16 protein-coding genes are annotated in these 18,934 nt (G+C 43.3%); 3 read left to right on the plus strand and 13 right to left on the minus strand.

What is annotated here, in order from left to right; translation table 11 throughout:
- Positions 1 to 225 precede the first annotated feature (225 nt).
- Together JFC08_RS01760 and JFC08_RS01765 are read left to right on the plus strand one after the other, a co-directional pair.
- Positions 226 to 537: a YhbY family RNA-binding protein gene (locus JFC08_RS01760; RefSeq protein ID WP_193012510.1), complete on the plus strand. Its 312-nt coding sequence runs from the start codon at positions 226 to 228 to the stop codon at positions 535 to 537.
- Between the two features lie 230 nt (positions 538 to 767).
- A complete protein-coding gene (locus JFC08_RS01765; protein ID WP_198329469.1) occupies positions 768 to 1,496 on the plus strand; it encodes a DOMON domain-containing protein in 729 nt (242 codons plus the stop codon).
- Between the two features lie 114 nt (positions 1,497 to 1,610).
- On the opposite strand, the gene JFC08_RS01770 is transcribed toward JFC08_RS01765, so the two are convergent.
- Positions 1,611 to 2,339 carry a CHAP domain-containing protein gene (locus tag JFC08_RS01770; RefSeq protein ID WP_045444182.1) on the minus strand — a complete coding sequence of 243 codons (729 nt, stop codon included), beginning with the start codon at positions 2,337 to 2,339 and terminating at the stop codon, positions 1,611 to 1,613.
- 262 nt (positions 2,340 to 2,601) lie between these two features.
- Between JFC08_RS01770 and JFC08_RS01775 the strand changes: the two genes are divergently transcribed.
- The gene (locus JFC08_RS01775) at positions 2,602 to 3,117 is read left to right on the plus strand and encodes a hypothetical protein (protein WP_045454117.1); all 516 of its coding nucleotides are present in this window, start codon (positions 2,602 to 2,604) and stop codon (positions 3,115 to 3,117) included.
- 298 nt (positions 3,118 to 3,415) lie between these two features.
- Here the strand turns inward: JFC08_RS01775 and lpxC are convergent, their stop codons facing one another.
- The 12 genes from lpxC to JFC08_RS01835 all read right to left on the minus strand — a co-directional run bounded on the left by lpxC (position 3,416) and on the right by JFC08_RS01835 (position 18,841).
- The gene (lpxC, locus tag JFC08_RS01780; protein WP_055124715.1) at positions 3,416 to 4,333 is read right to left on the minus strand and encodes a UDP-3-O-acyl-N-acetylglucosamine deacetylase; all 918 of its coding nucleotides are present in this window, start codon (positions 4,331 to 4,333) and stop codon (positions 3,416 to 3,418) included.
- Positions 4,334 to 4,705: 372 nt separating this feature from the next.
- Entirely contained in the window at positions 4,706 to 5,911 is a 1,206-nt protein-coding gene (gene ftsZ / locus JFC08_RS01785) for a cell division protein FtsZ (protein WP_045454113.1), read from the minus strand.
- Positions 5,912 to 6,146: 235 nt separating this feature from the next.
- A complete protein-coding gene (gene ftsA / locus JFC08_RS01790) occupies positions 6,147 to 7,439 on the minus strand; it encodes a cell division protein FtsA (protein WP_198329470.1) in 1,293 nt (430 codons plus the stop codon).
- A 163-nt stretch (positions 7,440 to 7,602) separates the two neighbouring features.
- Positions 7,603 to 8,397, minus strand: coding sequence for a cell division protein FtsQ/DivIB (locus JFC08_RS01795; RefSeq protein WP_198329471.1), 795 nt, complete (start codon positions 8,395 to 8,397; stop codon positions 7,603 to 7,605).
- A gap of 543 nt (positions 8,398 to 8,940) precedes the next feature.
- Positions 8,941 to 9,948, minus strand: a complete 1,008-nt coding sequence (locus tag JFC08_RS01800; RefSeq protein WP_198329472.1) for a D-alanine--D-alanine ligase — start codon at positions 9,946 to 9,948, stop codon at positions 8,941 to 8,943.
- 26 nt (positions 9,949 to 9,974) lie between these two features.
- On the minus strand, positions 9,975 to 11,414 hold the full coding sequence (gene murC, locus JFC08_RS01805; protein WP_198329473.1) for a UDP-N-acetylmuramate--L-alanine ligase: 1,440 nt from the start codon (positions 11,412 to 11,414) through the stop codon (positions 9,975 to 9,977).
- A gap of 83 nt (positions 11,415 to 11,497) precedes the next feature.
- On the minus strand, positions 11,498 to 12,583 hold the full coding sequence (gene murG / locus JFC08_RS01810) for an undecaprenyldiphospho-muramoylpentapeptide beta-N-acetylglucosaminyltransferase (protein WP_198329474.1): 1,086 nt from the start codon (positions 12,581 to 12,583) through the stop codon (positions 11,498 to 11,500).
- Between the two features lie 338 nt (positions 12,584 to 12,921).
- The gene (gene gshB / locus JFC08_RS01815) at positions 12,922 to 13,905 is read right to left on the minus strand and encodes a glutathione synthase (protein ID WP_198329475.1); all 984 of its coding nucleotides are present in this window, start codon (positions 13,903 to 13,905) and stop codon (positions 12,922 to 12,924) included.
- 58 nt (positions 13,906 to 13,963) lie between these two features.
- The gene (gene pyrE / locus JFC08_RS01820) at positions 13,964 to 14,686 is read right to left on the minus strand and encodes an orotate phosphoribosyltransferase (protein WP_420825197.1); all 723 of its coding nucleotides are present in this window, start codon (positions 14,684 to 14,686) and stop codon (positions 13,964 to 13,966) included.
- A gap of 61 nt (positions 14,687 to 14,747) precedes the next feature.
- Positions 14,748 to 15,746, minus strand: a complete 999-nt coding sequence (locus tag JFC08_RS01825; protein WP_198329476.1) for a hypothetical protein — start codon at positions 15,744 to 15,746, stop codon at positions 14,748 to 14,750.
- Between the two features lie 57 nt (positions 15,747 to 15,803).
- A complete protein-coding gene (locus JFC08_RS01830) occupies positions 15,804 to 16,655 on the minus strand; it encodes an SDR family oxidoreductase (RefSeq protein WP_198329477.1) in 852 nt (283 codons plus the stop codon).
- A gap of 83 nt (positions 16,656 to 16,738) precedes the next feature.
- Positions 16,739 to 18,841 (minus strand): Lnb N-terminal periplasmic domain-containing protein, encoded by a 2,103-nt coding sequence (locus JFC08_RS01835; protein WP_198329478.1) that lies wholly within the window; start codon positions 18,839 to 18,841, stop codon positions 16,739 to 16,741.
- Positions 18,842 to 18,934 lie beyond the last annotated feature (93 nt).

Here is an 18,934-nt window from a genome sequence, read left to right on the forward strand (position 1 = left end):
TTCTACATTTGCAGTCTTAAACTGGCGAAATTCTATTGGTTAAAACACTGATTTATCAGACAGTAGCGTTTATAATGTGCCCAAACATTCAGTTTAACATTTTCATCACGTAAAATCGTGCAAAATCCTGCTGATCTCATGCAAGATGACCACAGATTATCTATAATGGTCATCAACTGCTCTTAATAGCACTGTCTTTTATTTTTACCAACACCTAGGAATTCTATGCAACTCGATAACGCTACCATCAAACGCCTAAGAGGCATTGGTCACGACCTCAAACCTATCGTCATGATTGGCAACAAAGGTATTACCCCAACCATTACTGAAGAGATTGATCGCGCGCTATCAGATCATGAGCTCATCAAAGTAAAGCTGCCTGCTGGCACAAAAGAAGAGCGCGATGTCATCGGTGCGGAACTTGCCAAAGCGGCTAACGCGTCTTTGGTTCATTCTATTGGTCGTATGGCATTGTTACTACGTAAAAATCCAAACGCCAACCCAAAATTGTCTAACTTAGCGCGTCATGCACAATAATATGTGATGACTAGCTGGTTTGAGTGATGTGATGGTATGGTATGGTATGCCATATCAACTCAAATCATAGCCACATGGTGACGATAGACATAAAAGCCGCGATGCATCTTGCTCGCGGCTTTTATGTTGTCTGCTCGTTTTAGATTTACTTAGCGTGTAATATTAGCTCGCTTAGTCGGTACCATTTTTCTTATAGTTACTTCTATATTTTCATTGTCGGGTCTTAACTTATGAATCAATCATTCAATCTCTATGTGGCCACCGAAACCATAGTAAACGATGCGCAGCAACTGGGTGTAACGGTGGATGAGTTGCAGCGCATCTGTATAAATGTGCGTGCTCAGATTATTCGACAGCCATCACTATACTTACAGCTAACCTATCAACTCACCCTGCCCAACCAACTGCTAGCAAAGCAGCTAAACTGGTCAATGTGGCAGCAAGCGCAAGTAAGATTCGATAATTACTTGTGGGAAGAGACTTGCCTTGAGTGTTTTATCGCTGGTCGTCTGACAAATGATGAAAATCTAACGGATGCTCAAAAGGCAACGCCCTATATCGAGATTAATGCCAATCCAGACGGTCGTTACGCGCTATATCAATTTGCAAGCTATCGTAATCCTGCGACCTTACCGCCAACACCCTTATATGCAGCTGATGGACAGGCGCGCGCGTCTATTAATTGGATAAATAATGTAAAGCCAACATTAAGGTACGTTGAGAATCCTTTATTTAATGATCCATCACTAGCAAATAAACCTCATCATTATGAGCGCAGCTTTAATGTACCAGTAATCCAACGATCCAATAAGCAATACACCATCGCAAATACTGTGATTGAGCAAATACATCCTTGCGTTATTTTATGGTTTGGTGAGATTGCTTTATATTTTGCCCCAAACCACGCCTCCCCGCCTGACTTTCACAATCGTAGCCACTGGTCGAAATTTGAGCTTTAACTCTACTTTTAACTTAAGCATCACAACTCAAAGCGCAAAAAAAACCAGCAACGCTATAAAGAGCATTACTGGATTTGGAGAAAACTTTTAACTTAGGTTACATCTAACTGGCTATTATTTGTCAGCCATCGCGAGGTAAATACCACGGTCTGATGCATCATCGACATATTGCGAATCACGCCATGTCGTATAGCTGTAAGTGCCACTGTATGGGCTAATGCTGTTTTGGCGGAAATCAGATACCCAATCGTTACCATCAAAGATCTGGATATGACCATGTGGACGGTTTGACGTACGATTATAAACAACGACGTCACCCACTTGTGGCTGCATATCATTACTGATCTTGGTAAAACCTGCTTGAGCAAGTGTGCCGCGAGAGGCATACTGATAAGCTGAAGGGTTAGGCGTAAATTCGTAACCTGCTGATTGTAGCGCTTTACGTACATAGCGAGCACAGTAGCCAGAGCTTCTAGATAACGCTACTCGCGATGCACTTGCCGCTGCGATAGCAGGAGCAGAATTGCGATCAGGAGCGCGGCTTGATTGCTGCTGACGCTGCTCATAAGACAAACGGCTGGTAAGCGAAGCAAGCTGGTATTCTTTTTGCTTGGCATGCGCACTTAAATTATCAATGGCTTGACTGATCTCATCATTGCTATATACATGAGCACCACTGTTAGTGCTATAGATATTGCGGCTAGAACCGTAGTTCGCAGAAGCAGAGATGTTAGTGATGGTATGACTCAAGGTATTATTTGGTTGAAAGGTTGTTTCGACAGCACCACTTGTCTGTGCTATACCCATTCCCAATACTGACAAAATTAATAAAGCTTGTTTCATAAATTTACTACCTATTGTTAATACAAGACCGCTCGTCATCCGTGACAAAGCATCAATTAGTTTAGAGGAGATGATCATTACAAAACATGATAAAATCCTTGTTAAAACAGCCCGCTATTTCTTCTGTAGTGACTAATGCTGGTATTATCAGTTAATACCATATTCCGCTTAGTTCACTGTCTCGCAAATCGTTCAGTATCAATTGCCTTTAGCATGTCAATTATGAATATCGATTTTGTCACCTATTAGATGAGTCATCACGATGTCAAAAAAACAGCCAAATCGGCTTGCCCAACTTATCGACCATCAAGCTTTTGCTGGTAGCGCACTACCCCGAACGCTTGCTGACAATATGCGGCTATACATAGAAGCAACCAACGAGGTAAAAGAGCTATTGGTAGATTGTCTACCTGAAGAAATTCTTAATACCTGTTGGGTCGTAGGCCTCACCTCCGAGCAATTAATACTCAGTGTGGGCTCAATGACTGCTGCCAATCATATTCGCTATTTGCAGAGCGCTTATTTGCAAGTCTTAACAGAGCAGTCAATTACATTTAAACAACTCAAGCAAATTCGCGTCGTCGTCGCTAAAAATTCAGCTGATAATCATTCATCTAAACAACTATTAGCAGTATCAGCAACTTTGTCAAAATCTAGTAAAGCCAATGAAAATCAGGCGCTTAGCCAAAACACAAAGCGGACTATATCACAGGCCGCAGAGCATGTCACCACTGATGAAAATCTCAAAAAAGCACTTTTACGTCTGGCAAATCATTGAAATTATTAATGTTACTATGTAAAGTTGTGTAAACAAAACCGTAAAAATCAGCTGATAACGCTGCGATTTTGTAATGGTGCAAACAAAAAAAATCACCTGCTAGCTCCGTTCACATTATGAACGTCACCAACAGATGATTGAAAAACTATCCACAGCTTTGATATTCTCTACTCTAGAGCAGAATTGTTAAAATAATCTAAACAATACATTCAAAAAAACGAATATTATTAGAATGTAATTACAGCCGGATTATGTAATATTGCGTAAATGTTTCGATACTTCGTGTATATTCCTGTATTCATCCTTCAACAGTCAAACCTTCGAGAGGTAAATACTGAATTGGGCATGTTACATTGTCATCAAAAGTTACAATTTCAAAATTATTATGGTCAGATAGTATCTCACGTACCAATAAATTGTTTAACGCGTGACCAGATTTATAAGCATTAAATCGACCCAAAATCGGATAGCCAATCAAATATAAATCACCTAAAGCATCCAAAATTTTATGGCGAACGAACTCATCATTAAAACGCAGACCTTCTTCGTTAAGAATATTTGCCTCATCAATAACAATAGCATTATCCATACTGCCTCCTAACGCCAAATTATTCTGACGTAAGGCTTCTATATCTCGTAAAAATCCAAAAGTACGGGCTGAACTCAATTGCTCAATGAAGTTTTGCGTCGAAAACTGCAACTGTGCATGCTGAAAATCTTTGTCGATAGCAGGATGATCAAAATCAATCTCAAAATTCAGCTCAAACCCTTCATAAGGACGCAGTTCTGCCCATTTATCATCCACTTTTACTCTTACAGGTCTGACGATTTTTATAAACTTCTTTAAAGCGTCTTGCTCGCAGAATCCTGCGTCAAGCAGTAACGCTACAAAAGGAGCGGCACTACCATCCATAATCGGTATCTCTGAGGCCGATACACGGATTAAAAGGTTATCCACGCCAAGTCCTGCAATGGCACTAAGTAAATGCTCGACCGTCCCCACACGTGTGCCACCAAACACTAGGTTTGACGACATCATAGTGTCTTGTACTAAAAAAGCACTGGCTGGAATCGGCTGGCTGCCTTCGATATCAGAACGCTCGAAAACAATACCTGTATCAATAGGTTGCGGATGAAACTCTAAGTCAACAGGCTGACCACTATGGAGACCAATACCTGTAACAGCAATCGCAGTTTTTATGGTTCTTTGGTTCATGGCTGTCTTCTCACATATTTTGTTACAATTGCCATAGTGTATCATTACCCGCCCCTAGTTCGCCATAGTTAAAACTCGCTAATTTCCTTATCTCCTTGATTGATAACACTTATCGTCAATAAATTTTGATGGTTGTCATGTCTTATTGATCACATTTCCCCTGTTAACACAGGGAAATAACAGCCAAATGTTACAATCATAAATTGTTTTATGCGCCAATTTATTAATGATGATTTTCGCATTGAGAAGCGATTCTTATAAATAGCGCGCGCTCATAGCTGAATCAGTTTGCTAATATATGGACATTTTCTATACACACAAAAAAGCCAGCAACTTAGTACTGGCTTTTTTTATCCCAAACATCTGAAAATATTATTTATTTTGTTGACGTTTTAGATAGTCTTGAATGCTATTGGTTTTGGTTTTCGCCTGCTCTTGAGGCGCGCTTGAGCGAGTAGCACTAGCCGTTTCTTGATACATCTGAGCTTGCGATTGCTTCTGGCTGTTTAAAGCACTGGTATGCACGTTAGGGTCAACAGGCTGAGTGCTATTGACAGAAGGAACTGGTGCCTCGACTACTTCTGGCTCTTGCCCAGCGTTTTCATCTAACGTCAGACCCGTTGCAATAACAGTGACATGTAAGTCATCACCCATTTTCTCATCAATCACTGAACCATAGAAAATATGTGCATCGTCAATATCTGTAATTTCTTCGACAATAACACTGATTTTGCTCATCTCATCCAATGAGAGTGATTCAGAAGAAATTACGTTAACTAACAGACCTTTTGCATTTTCTAAACGCAAGTCATCAAGTAAGGGTGATCTGATGGCTTTCTCAGTTGCTTGACGCGCACGATCATCGCCGCTAGCACGACCAATACCCATCATCGCATGACCTTTGGCAGTCATAGCAGTGCGGATATCGTTAAAGTCGATATTGATCATACCTTCACTAGCGATAGTTTCAGCAATACCTTGAACTGCATGTAATAACACATCGTCCGCTTTCTTAAAGGCATCCTGCATAGAGATATTGCCATAGACACTCATCAACTTATCATTCGGAATCGTAATGATAGAATCAACGAAATTAGTCAATTGCTCAATACCAGCTTTAGCAGCCTTGATACGTTTGCCACCTTCAAACTTAAATGGCGTAGTCACGACGGCAACTGTCAACACTTCCATTTCTTTAGCAATACGAGCAACCACAGGCGCTGCACCCGTACCCGTACCACCGCCCATACCAGCAGTAATGAACACCATGTCTGAATGTTCGAGTAATGCACGGATGGCTTCTTCTTCGCTCTCTGCTGCTTCACGCCCAACTTCTGGGTTCGCCCCTGCGCCCAAACCGCGATTCGTTTTTGCGCCAAGTTGTAATTTATGCGGTGCAGTTAAACGATCAAGCGCTTGTTTATCCGTATTAGCACAGACGAACGTTACACCTCTAATCCCTTGTTGTACCATATGTTCAACCGCATTACCGCCACCACCACCAACACCGAATACAGTGAAGCTTGCTTGGCCGTTATTTTGAGGCTGGTTATCATCTGGCATGGTGTATTTTGACATAAAAAGGTTTCTCCAGTTGCAGATAGCGTGATGGTCGATACTTGGTAACACACTTATATGGCGCGCTATCGACTTACTATATATAATTGTATTTAAATAAAACAGGGCAATGGCTTAGATAATTGTGCTAGCCAAAATATGCCAGTATAGTACAGGGTGTTACTTTTCGTATTCTTGCCTATTATATAGCTGCATACTCTTATGCTGCTTAATATAAGTATGTTTTGCTAACAGATTATAATATCTTTTTGAGTACACTAGCAAAACGCTGCCCTGCACTTTGAAAAACACCAGTGACTCGATTTTTTTGAATCGCTTCAGGCTCGCTTTTTTCACTACGGCGAAACTGCTCGCTTTGACTATATAATAGTGTACCAAATGCCGTTTGATAAGCACGATCATTCACTTGACTGTTTAGCTGCTTAAATGACTCATCATTATCAAAATGATTATGAGCACTAATAGCAGGATGAGTGTTGGTTAATACTACGGGCATTTTGAGCAATTTTTTGGTAAAGGGTATCATACCTTTAATCGCCGTACCGCCACCTGTGAGTACGATACCTTTGTCGATATAGCCGATGAGATCAGCCTCATGCAATTGACGAGCAACTTCCGTAAATATCTGCACATAGCGCGCTTCAATAATGCGGGCTAGATTATAGATACCAATATTAATCTCATCACCTGTTCCTTGTGGTTTAAAGATAAAGAACGAGCTGGGATCGACACTATTGACATCGACAGTACCATGGGTTTTTTTCAGCTTTTCAGCTTCAATCATGGAGATACCAAAATCAGCTGAGATATCCATCGTCACTTCGTGGCTGCCTGTCGCGATACAATGGGTAAATATGAGCTTGTTTTCTTTATAAACGCAAATACTGGTCGTACTAGCACCAATATCTACCAAACAGACCCCTTGCTGGCGCTCGTCACTCATCAAACTATATTCAGCACTCGTCACTGCATCAAATACAATGTGGTCAATACCAACATCACAGCTTTGCAGTAATTTTTGGATATTCTGACGACTAGCAACGGGCATCATCATCATGTGATACATCACAGTAATATTATGCGCCATCATTTCGATCGCATCATCCACCATGAAATCTTGATCATCAACATAGATACCCTGCTGACAGCAATGCATTAGATAGTAGTCTGATGATAGATCGCGTGACTTGGCATTAGACAACGCCTGCACCATATCTTTGGCACGTACCGCCTCATCTTCTACACGTACCTCGCCTGCACTATTTTTGCTCGATAATTCCGGTGTCGCTAAGGTCAACCACACACTGTGCACGCGGCAATTGGCAGTATCTTCTGCTTCTTGAATGGCTTGTTTAATAGCACCTTGTAGACGTTCACGGTGTTTTATTTGACCTTGGTAAAAATCGCTATTTTTGACTTGTCCCACGCCCAGAATACGGATGTCTTTTGCAGAGACAACGTTACCAATGACGACATAGACTGCCGTGGCACTTAGATGGACAACAACCAGATTTTCAGTATTTTTCATGGTACCAGACAAATTATCGCTAAACAGGAGACCAAATGACGTCTCCATTAGATCATTAAAAAAAGCGTTATCAACACGCTATGATGTTGTATATTCTGTGCTACAAACTATCAAAATAGCTCAAACTAAAATGCTAACCAGTTTTTGCTTATGCTATCTATTGTTATTTTGCTTCATCAATTTTTGGCTGTGCCATATCCCAAGCAATGGTAAAACCATTTTTATAGCGCAAATCTACAGACTGTATTTCGCCTCGACGCTCACTTAACTGATTGCCGAGCAGCTGACTTAAACTCAGCAGCTTTTGCGCAGTATTCTCGTTATCAACAATCACACGCAGTCCATTGTCAAAACGAATCAGCCAAGTCATTCTTGGTGACAGGATAATATCTTCGACTTGCATACCAAGTGGCGCATACCAGTCGTTAACTTGCTGCATCTGCTGCATGATAACTGGGGCTTGCGTTATCTCACCTTGTAAGGTGGCGAAGCGTTCTTGCGTCAGATCTTTACTATCAGCAGGGACAAAAACCGCACCTTTTGCATCCACTAAACGCTCTGTACCAAAATTAGCAACCGCCTGCTTAGGTAATGCGGTAACGACTATGCCCCGTTGCCAATCACGAGAAATACTGACCTGATCAACCCAAGCCAGACCCGTCGTAATATCTCTTAATGCTTGCAAATCAGAGGTAAAAAAGCTGCTTACCTTTTGTTGATTCATAACCTGTTGCAATGCGCGATACTGGGTAACTGTCAAACCCTGATTATTCACATGGATAGAAGCTGGCGGTGCATCACGCAACGCTTTTCCACCCATTATCAATATCAGTACGAGCAACCCTAGTACCAATACCATAAAAAAATATTTGAGCGAAGTCGGTACTTGGAACTTAGAGTTTGGGCGACGGGGTTTATCACTCATCAAGTCAGTTACCTCGTTGACAGTTTGAGCCATAACGACCTTTGTCCCTATATTTGCATAAAACTGATCATGCTATTTATAAATGTAACTCTGCATATTTTTGCAGAAGCCTATTAAGTTGACATATTATCAAAATATTTTACTAAAACGATTTATAGGATGACATTATGCTCATTTAAACGTAACATTTTTCTTAATTTATGAATAACTTATGAGCTAAATTCATAGAAAACAGAAATATCACTAAAACAGACCTATAATTACAATATTAACGTATTTTATGGTTAAACAATAGCTTAACCCCTACTAGTGACAACGAATTTACACAAGTTTACATGACGCTGTGGTATAGCAGCTCTAGTGATACATTAACCCGTTCTAGTCTAGTAGTATTATCAGGCTATAAGAAAAATTTAACTCTAATGATTCATAAGTTTTGTCACTGGTTTATTAAGACAGCCTACCAATGACAACTGTCTCAATAAATAGCAATAGCATTATGAACAATGCTAAAAAATGAGCAATGTTCATAATGCTATTGCTAAATCACTGTTTAAGCAATAACTGCTATACCAGTCACTCTAATGTCTGCGCTAAAATATGCCAGCACAATGCATCAAAGTCCATGCCTCGAGCCTTGGCTGCCATCGGAACCAAGCTATGGCTGGTCATGCCTGGCACTGTATTGATTTCAAGCAACCAGAAGTTGCCTGCTTCATCTTGCATAGCATCGATGCGTCCCCAGCCTTTGGCATCAACGGCACGGAACGCTGCAAGGCTCAGATCTTGTAAATGCTTTTCGTCAGCAGCACTCAGACCACAGGGAATGTAGTAGCTGGTATCATTACGATTGTACTTGGCTTCAAAATCGTAGAAGTTGGTAATATCAGCAGGTTCAAGACGAATGACTGGATAAGCTTCATCGTCGATAATGACGATTGTGAACTCGCGACCGGTAATCCAGCGCTCAGCCATAACCGCATCACCGCACTGTACCGCCGTTGCATAAGCCGCTGGCAACTCGTCAAGATTGTTGACCTTGGTCATACCAATACTGGAGCCTTCATGAACGGGCTTGATAATAAGTGGTAAACCTAGCATGTTGACCACTTGCTGCCAGTCAGTCTCAGCTGTTAACAATGAAAATGGCGCGGTTGCTAACCCACAACCTTGCCATAATTGCTTGGTACGAACCTTATCCATACCCAGCGCTGATGCCAGAATCCCTGAACCCGTCTGCGGAATATCAAACCATTGCAGCACACCTTGCAACAAACCATCCTCGCCGCCGCGACCATGCAACACGTTAAACACGCGGTCATACTCGCGTAGCTCTGTGATGTCTTGATGCTTAGGATCGAAATGAGTGGCATCAACGCCTTGGTTTTGTAGCGCCTGCAATACGGCAGCACCACTGTCTAATGACACGCTGCGTTCATTGCTACTGCCGCCGTAGACAACCGCCACTTTACCAAACTGTCTGGCATCTTTTGAATCACTGGTCGTCGTGTTTAGAGTGGCATCATTGCTCTCTAAATTATCTGAATTTTGAGTGCTGGTATTTTCTTTAGTATCAGTCGTCATGAAGATCGTTCCTAGAATTTTTTAGCTTACTTAATGTAAAGGTTATTGGCAGCCAAGTCGACAGCGATCTGCCCTACATTACCTGCACCTTGAGTAATGAGCATGTCATTGGCTTTTAATAAACGCTGCATGACAGGAGCTAAATTGTCCTTGTCAATAATCGTCGGTTCAACTTCACCGCGCAACCGAATACTACGTGCCAATGACTTGGTATCAGCGCCAGTAATTGGGCTTTCACCTGCTGAATATACGTCTAATAATAATAATTCATCAACGCTAGAGAGTACTTCAACGAAATCATCAAAGCAATCTCGGGTACGACTATAACGGTGCGGCTGAAACATCATTACCAAACGACGTTCAGGAAAACTTTGACGCGCCGCTTTAATGGTGGCATCGACTTCTTTTGGGTGATGACCATAATCGTCAATCAATAAAACATTACCATCATCAAGACTGACAGAGGCATGCTGCTCAAAACGGCGACCAACGCCTTCAAATTTTTGCAGAGCGCGTTTGATCGCTTCGTCATCCACCCCTTCATCAGTCGCCATGGTAATAGCAGCAAGTGCATTGTAAACGTTGTGAGTACCAGGAATATTGAGAGTCAAACGTAAAGGTTCACGGTCACGGCGCAGTACCGTGAAGTGAGTTTTAGTACCTTCCGTCACCAAGTCGATGGCTTGAACGTCGTTAAAAGGCTCAAGACCAAAGGTCAATACTGGACGACCGATATCATCGATCATTGCATATAGCTCAGGATCATCACCGCAGACCACCGCCAAACCGTAGAATGGCATGTTTTGTAAAAACTGAATATAAGCGGCTTTTAATTTATCAAAACTATTCTCATACGTTTCCATATGGTCTTGATCGATATTGGTGACAATCGCGGCCATCGGATGTAACGATAAAAACGATGCATCAGACTCATCGGCTTCTGCCACCAAGAAACGACTGCTACCAAGTGCTGCATTTTTACCAGATGCATTCAGCTTACCGCCGATCACGTAGGTAGGATCGAGTTGCCCTTCTGCCATCATGGTAGTCAACAAACTGGTCGTCGTGGTTTTGCCATGAGCGCCAGCAACAGCGATACCGTGACGATAACGCATCAACTCGCCCAGCATATCGGCACGGCGTACCACTGGCAAACGCGCTTCTAATGCCGCCCTTACTTCAGGATTGCTGCGATCAATTGCTGACGATACAACGATGACATCAGCATTGGCAATATTTTTGGAGTCATGACCGATCGCAATATCAATACCAATCTGTGCCAAACGTTTGGTCACTAAGCTCTCAGCAATATCAGAACCACTTACTTGATATCCTTGATTGTTCATCACCTCCGCGATACCGCACATCCCCGAGCCACCAATACCGACAAAATGCAAATGCTGAATACGACGCATTTCTGGTATTTCAATCAAACGCTTAGGTAGAGCTTTCGCAGGGTTAGACATAGGGCTTCTCTTTATTAAAGGCTAATACAATTTAGTGTATCAAAATAATTGATAATAAAAACAGTCAGTTATAAGAATATAGGCTACAGCGTTTGCCAAATAATATCAGCAACTTGCTTGCTCGCACTTCGATTGGCAAGGGCATGGCCTTTTTTGGCCATCGCTAGGCACTTCTCTCGATTAAGGGCAGCAAGCTCATTGCTCAAACGCTGCGCTGTCAACTCAGACTGCGGTAACAAAATCGCCGCATCGTGTGAGGTTAAAGTGCGGGCATTAGCAGTCTGATGGTCATCTACCGCGTGCGGCAGCGGTACAAAAATTGCGGCAATACCAACGTTCTGGATTTCCGTAACCGTCAATGCGCCTGCTCGGCAAACAATAACATCTGCCCAATTATAAGCGGCGGCCATATCGTCGATAAAAGGCTGTACCACAAACTTGTGCATACTCAAGTCTTGCTCATCGTAAGCCGCTTGTGTGGCAGCCTCATTGTTACGCCCGCATTGATGACGCACTTCAAAAGGCTGATTGAGCAATGCCAGCGCTTTTGGTACAGTGTCGTTTAAGGCTTGTGCACCAAGTGAGCCACCCACGACCAACAATTTGAGCGGTGAGTTGTCATTAACATCATAACGCACCGTCGGTTCAGAGACACCAGTGATGGCATTGCGTACTGGGTTACCAACCGTTTCAAGCTTAGTATCCTGTGCACTATTGGCAAAGGTATCCTCAAATGCTTGCAACACCTTGGTTGCAATCTTGGATAGATAGCGATTACTCATGCCTGCAATGGCATTTTGTTCATGGATAATCAGAGGCGTATTGGTCAGACGTGCGGCGATACCCCCAGGTGCTGTCACATAACCACCGAAACCGACAACTATGTCAATTTGATTACTACGAATCACCTTTATAACTGCCATCGTCGCTGACAATAAAGTCACTGGCAATTTCAATAAACGCCCGATTCCTTTACCGCGTAAACCCTGCATCTCAATCGCATGAAAAGGATAACCAGTCGGTGCAACCAAGCCATTTTCCATACCATTTGGCGTTCCTAGCCAATGAATAACCGCACCACGCTGAGTCAATTCCTCAGCCACTGCCAGCGCTGGGAACACATGCCCGCCAGTACCCGCGGCCATCATTAATATATGCGGTGCTTTCATGAACGCCTGCCTATCTTTTCTTTATTTATATGAAGGACTTATTATCCTATGATCATCTTAGTCACCAGCCAATAATGACCCTATAAAATCTCGCATAGTATAGTGTAAATCGTTGGCTGATATATAGCACTTTATGCACTGTCAATAACAAAAATCCAAGCCGCAAGCAATCACGACTTGGCTTTTATAAATACTATCGAAAAATCATAAAAGCATCGTTTATAAATGACGTTTTATCGCCTTTTTATGTGCTATGAAAAGATGCTGTTTATCAATCTATCTTAGCACAGTGTTTTTTAAGTATTGTGCGCATAGCTTAGTGATAAATCACTCTATCCTTACAGTGTTGCGCAAACTGCTAATTTATTCTCAATGGCGATGATAAAATCGGTCGCAATATCTGTACCGCATTGATCATCAATCTCACGTACACACGTTGGGCTGGTGACATTAATCTCGGTAATACGACCGCCGATTAAATCGAGCCCAACGAACATCAGACCTTTTTCTTTAACGATAGGTGCCACGACTTCTGCCACTTGACGTTCGACATCGGTGAGCGGCATCGCAACACCGCTACCACCCGCCGCAAGATTACCACGGGTCTCGCCTTTGGTAGGAATACGCGCCAAGCTATAATCGACCACTTCACCATCAACGATCAACACGCGCTTATCGCCTTCTTTGATCTCTGGCAAATAACGCTGCGCCATAATCGGCAAGGTTTCAAGCTCAGTCAAAATCTCAAGCGTGACGCCGATATTTGGACTATCAGCAGTCAAGCGGAAAATCCCCGTGCCGCCCATACCATCTAATGGCTTAACAATGACGTCTTGCTGCTCAGCGATAAACTTGCGAATATGCGCCTGTTTACTGGTCACAATCGTTGGGCTCATATAATCGCTAAACCACGTGGCAAATAGCTTTTCATTACAATCACGTATCGCTTGTGGATCATTGACCACTAGCACGCCTGCAGCTTTGGCATGATCCAGCATATAAGTGGCATAAATAAAACGCATGTCAAACGGCGGATCTTTACGCATCAACACCACGTCATAGTCGCTGATTGGCGCTGTCGCTTTATCCCCTAGTGTATAAAAATCTTCAGGATCACGCTTGACGGTCACTGGCTGCGTATCAACCATCAGTTGCCCACGATCCAACCACAAATCATGAATCTGACAATAGCCAAGGCTGTGCCCACGGTCTTGTGCCGACCACATCATCGCAAGGGTCGTGTCTTTTTTATAATTAACCTGCTCGATAGGATCCATAATAACGAGTATGTTTAACGATTTTTTTTGATTTTCTTGGCTCATAATAAGGCTCACTTACGTTATATTATTAATATAGAAAAGCTTCGAACTCAGTGCCCAACTATACGCCGTACTGCGCGCGATAATGTTGCATCTTGGCAAGTTGGGTCGCGTCTTTATGCTGACCGCTTTGTACGCCATGGTCATCTGCCAAATAACTGATTAAATCATCGATATCGACGAGCGCACGCACTGGTACCTCTAATGTCGACGCCAACTCTTGAATAGCAGAATGCTCAGCCTGACCTTTTTCTTTACGGTCAAGGGCAACGATAATACCAGCAACGCTAGCGCCCGCTTGCTCTAAAATCTCAACCACTTCGCGCATCGCCGTACCAGCGGTAATGACATCATCGAGTACCCAGACTGCTTTACCACTAACGTCAGCGCCTACTAAGTTGCCACCTTCGCCATGGGTTTTGGCTTCTTTACGGTTATAGCCCCACTTGGCATTGATACCATGATGAATCCATAAGGCTTGCGCGGTTGCTGCCACAAAAGGAATACCTTTATACGCTGCCCCAAAGATCACCAGCTCCTGCTCATCTGTACCGTTATGACTAGCAGCCACTTGCTCAGCCAAGGCATCAGCATAACCACACGCGAGCAACGACAACATCTCACCCGATGCCAGCAAGCCTGCATTAAAAAAATACGGACTGATGCGACCAGACTTGAGGACAAACTCGCCAAATTTGAGAACTTGATTGTCTAAAGCCAGTTGGATAAATTGATGTGAGGAAAAAGAAGGGTGTTGCGCATTAGGCATTGAGGCATTAAGCATGGAAGCGTTCCTATTGACAAAAAGAAGAGCAAAAATTTGGCGTTATTGTACGCATTATTGATCAGCTTGACCAACCATTGATGTCGTAATCCTGCATGTTAGGATAACGAGTCAATAGGCCACTGCGCGATGAGAGATTAAAATAACACTGACCGTCATCGCTCACTTGTATCTCCCAACCTAAATGATACGCGGCAACAATAACATGTCCTGTGAAAATGCGTATTTGACGGTATGCATGACGCTGCGATGGCTCACAAATGATTTGACTCAGCAGATAACTGCGTATGTGCTGACAGATTTGCGCGGCGCTGTAGCGGTGATTGATACTTTTGCGTGTCTCGCACTGCCTCAATGCATGGACAGCAACGCTACACGCCATAATGTCAGTAGCCAAACTGCCCTCGCCTGTCTCAAATTGCTGCGGCTGCAACACCACCTGCCAATCTTCGGCATAAACACTGTTGAGCAACTCATCTGGGTTATACCGTTTGGTCAATGCACGGAAAGAAGCCTGTGTGTTTTTAGCATTACTACTAACGCTCGTATCGGTACTTACAGAAGAGCTATTCAGTATAAAACCGTAACGATGCAGTTTTGGATAAGCACGAAGCGCCTGCTGAATATCAGCCATGTCGAGCAAAGTCATACCATTTAATGATGATAATAATGGTTGCGCGCTGTGATTGTGATAAAAGCTGTCTGGAAACTCGACAAGCTCTGCTGCCCGCAATAATGACAGATGCTCGCCCAATACTTCTGAAGCAATCAGCGACCATTTTGACAAGCTGTGTTCTTTAGGCTGATAAAAACGCGCAGAGCGTCCATAGAGTCGTTGCAATTGACCATTTAGACGCCTAGCAGGCTCTGGAATATCGCTCAAGGGTCTAGCAGGATCAAGTGCCAAGCGACTCGGGTCAAAATTAGGATGTACAATCGCAGGTTGAGTACTATCTGGCAAGATAGACGACTGCTCAGCATTGCCTTCTGAAATTGTACCGCCTACTGCTGTAATATCAGTACTGGGTAAATGAGTGTCAGAAGTGGAAGGCTGGGTCATGAAATCTCCATAAGCTATAAAATATAAAAACAATTTTAATTAAATCAAACTGGTATATTACTCTTGATGTTGTTCTTGATGACGCAAAATATCACGGTAACCGACTTGCCAATCAGGATATGCCAACCAAGCTAATGGAATATTACTGTGCAAGCGTTTTCCCGTAACCGCTACTTTTTTATCGTCAAGAGCAGGAGGCGTTTCATTTATCTGCTGACTTAACCAAACGCCCAGCTCAAAAGTCGTGACTGGCGCATAATCAGTAGCAATATAAAGGGGCTTGGGCGCATCGATAGTCAGTACGTTAGCGATGATAGCGACCAAATCGCGATCCATAATCCGATTGCTCCAATGCGCGGCTGCCACTGCTTCCTTTTGTGGCTCGCGGGCTTTACGCAAACGCATGAGACGCGCGCGTCCATAAATACCGCTTGGACGAATGATAATGGCTTTATCCCCAAAACCTTGTTGCAGGACTTGTTCTGCTTGCAATATCACTTGCGAGGCTTCACGCTCTGGCGTCACAGGCGCGGTATTGTCATCAATCCATTCGCCATTATCTTGCCCATAAACACCCGTTGATGAAATAAAAACAATGCGTGAAAGGTTGGTGAGTTTGTCCGCAAGCGTTGCCAAATGCTGGCTAATTGCTAAGTAGCTATTATGATAGCCACTGGCCGAATAATCATCGGGGGTAACGATAATTGCTATCGCTGTAAAATCTTGCAGCTGCTCAGCCGTCAGAGTCAATGCATCGGCTTGCATAAATTCAGCGTGATCATCCAAAGAGTAATGATGGCGCTCACCACGAGCCAAACCTGTGACATTCAAGCCGTCCTGTGCCAGCTGGTTGCTGACTGGCAAACCAATATCACCTTGACCGATAATCAATAAATTTTGCGTACTCATCATTTATCCTTTATTCGAACGCCATTTCTAATGACTGCCCATACATTTTTTTAATAACCTATACATCTTTTTAGTAATAAGTGTTAAAAATAGCGTCTGTACGACAGCTGTACGTCTTCATTGGCATCAACACGATCTTGCCATTCGTAGTTAGCATTAATGCGTAATGCTTGTTTTTTATCGATATCATACTGCAGCCCTAATGTCGATATCGGCTGCCAATAATGACCACGGGCATTAGACTCATCGCTGCTGCCATGATACCAATATGGCAGTTGCAATTCAGCCTGCGCGCGTAACTGATTGTTAATCTGATAATGACAGCCTGCATTCACGCCAGCACCAACGCGAAAGCCTTTATTGATACCGCGTCCTGCTTGCGCTGTGCCGGACAAAAAGGTATAGCATAGCTGCGGCGGCATCTCGCCTGTACCTGTGCGAGGCGTACCAAATGCCCATGACCAACCTGATTCATAGCCCAAGCTCCCAACTAAATGATCGCGACCGTCTTGCTGGGAGCCATCATTCACACGCGTCGCCTCGATGCTAGCGCCCCACGTTTTGCCTTTTTTGGCAGAATTGACTGGATTAAATGAGCGCCCACGAATCAATGTCACATTTTGCAAAACCACACTGTTTGGCTGATTGGCTTTGTCATTATCGGTGTCGTACAGGCGCAAAGTCGCAGATGCGCCTTCTAAGTCAAAAAACTGTGGGAATCCTGAGGGACGATCGAGAATATCATGATAGCCCGCTCGTAAGCCCAAATCGATATAGTTATTATCACCGCGCTGCCCTAGTCCCATATGAGCCAGTTGCAGCGGATGTCTGTCTATTGGATTGTTATCTGATACTTCTATATTAGGCTGCAATAACGTCTGTCCATCAGCTGACATGCTCGAAACCGTATTGAGTTGGGCAGATTTAATCTCATTGATCGTCTGTTTTGCGCTGTTGTGATAGCCGAATTGCTCGCGCTGCTCTTTAACCTTGTTTAACTGCGCTTGGCGTAAAGTGCTATCAGCAGGGGTATAGTTGGTGCTGGCAAGTAAGCCTTCATCATCAAGCAACTGCACGACATCTGAGGGAATAACCGCATAAGGCAGCTGACTCAATAAATGCTGCTGCGGACGCACCACATCAATTAAGCGTAAAATCTCAGACGCACAGTTATCTGTGGTGAAGTAATACGGCAATTTTAAATCTTTGGTTTCCCAAACGTGTAAAATAATCTGCTGTACTTCCGCTGGTGTCAAATCCAATTGATATGTCCATGCGTCCCGCTCATCTTCTTGCAGATACTTGGCCAGCCTTGCGGGATAAGGATCAATTTCAATGAGATTGTCATAACCGCCAGTCATTGACTTGATGGCATACACCACAAAATTGTCTTTTGGATTACCACCAACCGTATAATTCAGCGCAACCGCGTGATGAATCTGGCTCGGATCTGCCACACTCGCTTTTGAGTCGATACGCAATAACGTATGAGCAAAGGCCGATAAAGGGTTGTCTAAATATTCTTGGGCAAACATGATAGATAACTGCTCGGGAGCGATCTTCCGCATCCATTCATTCAATTCGGGACAGTCAACTTTTAGCGCCGTTTTATCAATGTTCAATGTATCGGTCAACCATTGTACACGCGCTGGAAAACGACATAATACCGAATTGTTGGCAGTATTTTTTTTGACAGTACGATTATTCGTTGTCGCTACCTCATTAGCGAGGACGACGAGTAACGCATCAAGCTCGGCATTCGAGTCTTGCCGACCATGCTCACTCAAAAAAAAGTCAGCCTCATCAACCATGCTGGTGTCTTTTTTCTTACCAATCAAGTTCCTTTGATCATCAAAAAAATACAATAAACGTCGCCATGTCGTATGTTGGGCTAAATTTTGTATTGCTGCTTGCTCACGCCACTTGGCTAACAACTGCTCAGCGTTGCTTTTTTTTAGTACTTGAGTATCTTCTTGAGTGGCATTATCTGGCGTATTATTAGCGATTGCGGCAGCTTGCAGTGTAGGCGCTAATGCCTCTGTCGTAACTAACGATTCTGGCGTTGGAAGAATAGCCTGCGTTTGTGCAGAGAGTAGCAATCCTACAATAGCAAGTGGTAAACGTGCTCGTTGACTCATAATAGTTAGGGTACAATCTACAGATAAAAAACTAGACTTTAGAATCATGGGGTAAAACCTCGCACGTTGTTATTCATACGCCGATAGCGTGATTGATGGCTGGTTGATAATGCCGATTGAATCGTTCACTAAAATAACCTC

Source organism: Psychrobacter cibarius (assembly GCF_016107535.1).
GTDB lineage: Bacteria > Pseudomonadota > Gammaproteobacteria > Pseudomonadales > Moraxellaceae > Psychrobacter > Psychrobacter cibarius.